The sequence below is a fragment of the Microcystis sp. LE19-195.1E genome, from assembly GCF_027532095.1.
GTDB lineage: Bacteria > Cyanobacteriota > Cyanobacteriia > Cyanobacteriales > Microcystaceae > Microcystis > Microcystis aeruginosa.
The window spans coordinates 1-5,046 of record NZ_JAPZSZ010000009.1 but is presented as its reverse complement, the minus strand read 5'-3'; the positions used below and the strand labels follow the sequence as shown (position 1 = coordinate 5,046).

Annotated in this window: 4 protein-coding genes and 1 other RNA gene; 4 read left to right on the top strand and 1 reads right to left on the bottom strand. The window is 45.3% G+C overall.

Annotated features, from left to right (window positions below; genetic code table 11):
* The first annotated feature begins 283 nt into the window (after positions 1-283).
* The 3 genes from ssrS (at position 284) to O9300_RS00410 (ending at position 2,353) form a co-directional block, all read left to right on the top strand.
* Positions 284-471, top strand: a non-coding RNA gene (gene ssrS / locus O9300_RS00420) — 6S RNA.
* Between the two features lie 198 nt (positions 472-669).
* Entirely contained in the window at positions 670-2,046 is a 1,377-nt protein-coding gene (locus O9300_RS00415) for an NAD(P)/FAD-dependent oxidoreductase (RefSeq protein WP_012265394.1), read from the top strand.
* Between the two features lie 52 nt (positions 2,047-2,098).
* A complete protein-coding gene (locus tag O9300_RS00410; RefSeq protein WP_079208353.1) occupies positions 2,099-2,353 on the top strand; it encodes a hypothetical protein in 255 nt (84 codons plus the stop codon).
* Between the two features lie 386 nt (positions 2,354-2,739).
* On the opposite strand, the gene ccmP is transcribed toward O9300_RS00410, so the two are convergent.
* Positions 2,740-3,381, bottom strand: coding sequence for a beta-carboxysome protein CcmP (ccmP, locus tag O9300_RS00405; RefSeq protein ID WP_002766539.1), 642 nt, complete (start codon positions 3,379-3,381; stop codon positions 2,740-2,742).
* Between the two features lie 483 nt (positions 3,382-3,864).
* Between ccmP and O9300_RS00400 the strand changes: the two genes are divergently transcribed.
* The gene (locus O9300_RS00400) at positions 3,865-4,911 is read left to right on the top strand and encodes a glucokinase (protein ID WP_287969362.1); all 1,047 of its coding nucleotides are present in this window, start codon (positions 3,865-3,867) and stop codon (positions 4,909-4,911) included.
* Positions 4,912-5,046 lie beyond the last annotated feature (135 nt).

Here is a 5,046-nt window from a genome sequence, read left to right as displayed (position 1 = left end):
GATAACTACCTGGAAATAGCTCAGCATCCCCAGAAAACCCAGTTGTTTGACTTCCATTCCCCCGAAACCCACTGTTCAAACCCTTCACTCCATTTTGAAAGGCAAGAGTAAGACGGGTTCTGTATTCTGTGCTACCGTTTGAATTGGGAATTGCTGGGTGTTGGCAGGCTTTTTGGCTGTGGTCGGTAAACAGTAAACTGAAAACTCAAATCTGATCACTGATAACTGATCACTGAATCGCCCCTCTTGCCTCTGAGAAAAAAAAATGCTACGATAAAACTAAATCGGGCTTCTACGTTGGTGACTGCCTTTCAAGTTTTTTGATCTATGCTTGATTGTGATAAGGGAGCAAATAACCAATTCGTGTGGTAGTAAACCGAGCTTGTACTCGGAAACAGAAACGCGGAATATAAGTTCCCACCTGGTTAACCCAGGTCATAAACTTAGGTAAAACGGCGTAGCGGTCTTTTCAAGTTTTTCGAGCATATATAGGTCAAATTCTGGGGAGAGTCCCTGTACTTCGTTGGTTTTGCCCTCCTCGCTGGCCAAAAAAGCGAGTATTTATATTTTTTTCTAGATTAAAGACGGCTGTTTTCGGTAACGCTTGTCACCGCTAAATTGTGACAATCCGGACTACACTAGGGAAAATTTATGAATTATTGTTAAGCAATGACTGAAAAACAGCCAAGAGTTGTTATCATAGGCGGCGGATTTGCGGGTTTATACACGGCCAAAGCCCTAAAAAACGCCCCCGTTCATGTTACCCTCATCGATAAGCGAAATTTCCATCTTTTTCAGCCCCTCCTCTATCAAGTCGCTACTGGGGCGCTGTCTCCGGCCGATATCTCCTCACCTTTGCGCTTAATCCTACGGGGCCATGAGAATACAGATATTCTCCTCGATCATGCCATCGATATCGATCCGGTCAAGGGAGAAGTGATCTTGAAAGATCACCCGCCGATCGCCTACGATCAATTAGTCATTGCCACGGGAGTCAGTCATCACTATTTTGGCAATGATCAATGGCAGCCCTACGCTCCAGGGTTAAAAACCATTGAAGACGCAGTAGAAATGCGTCGTCGCATCTATCTCGCTTTCGAGAAGGCCGAGAAAGAAATCGATGCCGAAAAGCGGCAAGCTTTATTAACTTTTGTTATTGTCGGTGGCGGACCGACGGGGGTAGAATTAGCAGGAGCGATCGCAGAAATTGCCCACGGTGCGCTTAGGTCTGATTTTCACCAGATTAACCCCACAGAAGCGAAAATTTTGCTCTTAGAAGGGATGGATCGAGTATTACCCCCATATTCGCCCGATTTATCCGCTAAAGCTGCCGCTTCTCTCATAAAATTAGGGGTGACAGTGCAAACCAACAGCATCGTTACCAATATTGTTGAAGGTTGTGTCAGCGTCCGTCAGGGAGAAAAGACGACAGAAATCGCCGCCGAGACAATTTTATGGGCAGCAGGGGTAAAAGCATCGAGAATGGGGCGAATTTTGGCCGAAAGAACCGGGGTAAATCTCGATCGCGTCGGCCGGGTAATCGTCGAACCGGATTTAAGTATCGCTGGTTATGCCAATATTTTTGTGATCGGGGATCTGGCTAATTTTGCCCATCAGGGAGATAAACCTTTACCCGGAATTGCCCCCGTGGCCATGCAGGAGGGCGAATATCTGGCCAATTTATTAATTTCTCGCCTAAAAGGGCAAACTATTCAACCTTTTCATTATATCGATCGAGGTAGTCTGGCAGTGATCGGCCAAAATGCGGCCGTGGTTGATTTGGGATTTGTCAAGTTTTCTGGGTTCATCGCTTGGTTAGTCTGGGTTTGGGCCCATATTTACTATCTGATCGAATTTGATAATAAATTAGTGGTGATGGTGCAATGGGGTTGGAATTATTTTACCCGCGGTCGTGGCGCTCGTTTGATTACGGGAGAGGGGCAAAATTTAGCTTCTGGACAATTGCCGCAAAATAACGGCCAAAATAATAATCTAGCCGTTTCTAGCCAGACGGAAACTCTCTCTCCACCGATCGTGAAAGTGTGAAAAAATAGCCGTGATTATCTAGTTATCAGTTAGCAGGTAAAAACAATCGATCATGAAAATAGAACATCCTAACAGTCTAGAAATTACCCCAGAGGAAAGCCAAGAATTAGAATATTTACGAGTTACAATTGAACGAGCGATAAAAGATGGTGTGATCACAAGAATAGAATTTGAATCGATTAAAATGATCATGTTTTCTAACAAGAAAAATAATCCCGACCAAATCCTCCGGCAGGTGACACTCTATCGCCATTTAGTCGTTGAAAAAATGAATAATGGCGAACTAATTTTTGAATCTCCTCAATAGGGCGAAATTCCTTTTTTAGCTATTTAGTACAAATGCTCAAACTTCCTCTCCCTTCTTCCCACTCCCCACTATCCTATACCTTTTAAACGGGATTTAGTAAGTAGCTAGACACAATTAATTAGGGTTTGCGGCAAAAAGTACGGGCGAAGCATTCGGATAGAAAATCTCCGGTTTCACCGATAGGTTATTGCCCGAATGCTTCGCCCCTACAGGACTCGGGCTGATGAAGACGCAAGGTTTTTAACGACGATTCTCTCAAAATCTTGCACCTGTTTTGCGAGAAAAGCCATAAAACCCTTACCTTGCCTACAATTCACATTTATTCAGCAAGCCCTAATTATACATATCTAACCACCTCTTGCCTTTTGCCTCCGGCCTTTATTAGCCTATTCTTTTTTGTCGCTACCCGGAAAAGCTCGACCTTGAATATTTTCTAAAGCTGAAACTGCCGCCCTGGAACCGGCGATAATATCTCGTTCTTCTCCCCCTAAATATAAGCGGCCAAAACTGCCCACGGAAGTAACGTGTAGGATATTAATTAAAGCGGCTTTTTCGGCCTGATTAGCGGCCAGGGAAGCGTAGGCGGCCGGTTGCACTTCTAAAACGTATAAAGTCTGTCCCGCCATTAACATCATACCCCGAGAACTACGGTTAATTAATTGGGCTTGGTAAGCGTCAATGTTGCGAATAATTTGGCTGGAGACAATTTGCGGTTTCAGACAATCGCGCTGACTAACGCCTAAATACTGCAAAATTGCCTGACCGGCCGCCCTTACCTCTCCCTGACTGCTAGAATGGAGTTCTAAGAGTCCGTAGAGTCGTTCTACGAATAGAACCCCCGGACGAACCACGGCGGATTTGAGGGCAATATCGGTGATGCGATTAATCTCGATGCCGGGGGAAATTTCAATCCAGAGGGAAGCATCCCCGGGTAAGGGTAAAAATCCTTGGGCGACTGTACCGATGTAAGCGGCGTGTTGAAGCTGTAAATTGTCAAGATAAACGTAACTGCGAAGTTCTACACCCAAGCTAATTTCTCCCTCTCTGGTCTATCTTAAAAGTTATGGTTCTTCGGTTTGTGTTATGCAATGTACGGGGGTTATAAGGGACGGAACCCTTATAGAGAAAAACGTTTGGCGATTTTTGTCAATTGTTTTTGATCTAGAGCGAACTAATCAATTAAATCTCTTGCCAGATAAGGATTTAGTCGATTTATGCCACCCTATCGAACCATAACAAGTAACGAAGAGCCAAAGTTATGGGGACAGTGATAGGTTCTGCCGCCCTATCGATCGCCTTGAGGCTACAGTTAGACCTAAAATGTCTTTCAGTCCTGTTTCTGTCCTCTAGCAAATCCCCATTCCAACCCCGGAGCGACGATTAATCAATCCTTAATTAGGGCTTAGGCATTACCATCTTTCACTATAGTATAGAATCGGCGGCCTTTAAATTTGCTGGGGAGAAGCGGTAAAAAAACTATAATTATGGGGACAAACTGAGGGACAACCAGCATGACGATTCTTTTAGGGGGAGATATCGGGGGAACTAAAACAATCCTGCGTTTAGTGGATTGCCAAAACTCATCGGATAGTCCCCAACCCCGGCTAATTACTCTCGATCAAGAAATTTATCCTAGTAAACAATACCCCGATCTGGTGCCGATCGTCCAGCAGTTTTTAGCCCGACAAACCACTATTCCCCCAGTGGCAAAAGCTTGTTTCGGTATTGCCGGTCCAGTGGTTAACAATAGTTCCGAATTGACTAATTTAAGTTGGTCTCTAACTGGCGATCGCCTAAGCCACGAGCTGCAGATTGAGCGGGTAAAATTAATTAATGATTTTGCGGCGATCGGTTATGGGGTGTTAGGATTGGCCCCAGAGGAGCTGCACAATCTACAGTCGGCTCCGGCAGTACCAGAGGCCCCGATTGCGGTTATTGGTGCAGGAACTGGGTTAGGAGAGGGTTTTTTGATTCCTATCTCGAAGGGTAAATATCGGGTGTTTGGTAGTGAGGGTTCCCACGCCGATTTTGCCCCTCGATCGAGTTTAGAATATCAACTATTAAATTATCTCTTGGAGATCTATAGTATCGAGCGCATTTCGGTGGAGCGAGTGGTTTCTGGGCAAGGAATCACTTCTATCTATCGATTTCTCCACGATAGTAACTATAGTCAGTCATCACCGGCCATGGCGGAAATTTACCGCACTTGGTTAGAAGAAATGGGTAAACCGCAAAAAACCGTCGATTTAGCGGCTAAAATTGCCAGTTTTGCCCAAGATGACTCGGATTATCTCTGTTATCAAACCATGAAAATCTTTGTCGAGGCCTACGGTGCGGAAGCGGGCAATTTAGCCCTCAAGTTGCTTCCCTACGGAGGATTATACATCGCGGGAGGGATTGCGGCCAAAAATCTTCCCCTAATGACCGAGGGTAGCTTTATGAAGGCTTTTCGGGCTAAAGGTCGGATGAGGGAGCTATTAAGCAATATTCCCGTTCATATCGTCCTTAATGCCCAAGTGGGACTGATGGGGGCAGTTTCCTGCGCTAGTCAGCTTTGACATCCTCGCCGCCGTAAAACGGACGGCGATTCCCAAACCTCACGATTTAGGTTTCTGCTTCTTTCCCTTGCGGGGTTCCGCACCTGCCTTAACAGATTTACTCTGTTCTGGTCTTATGGTCGCTCTACAGACTGA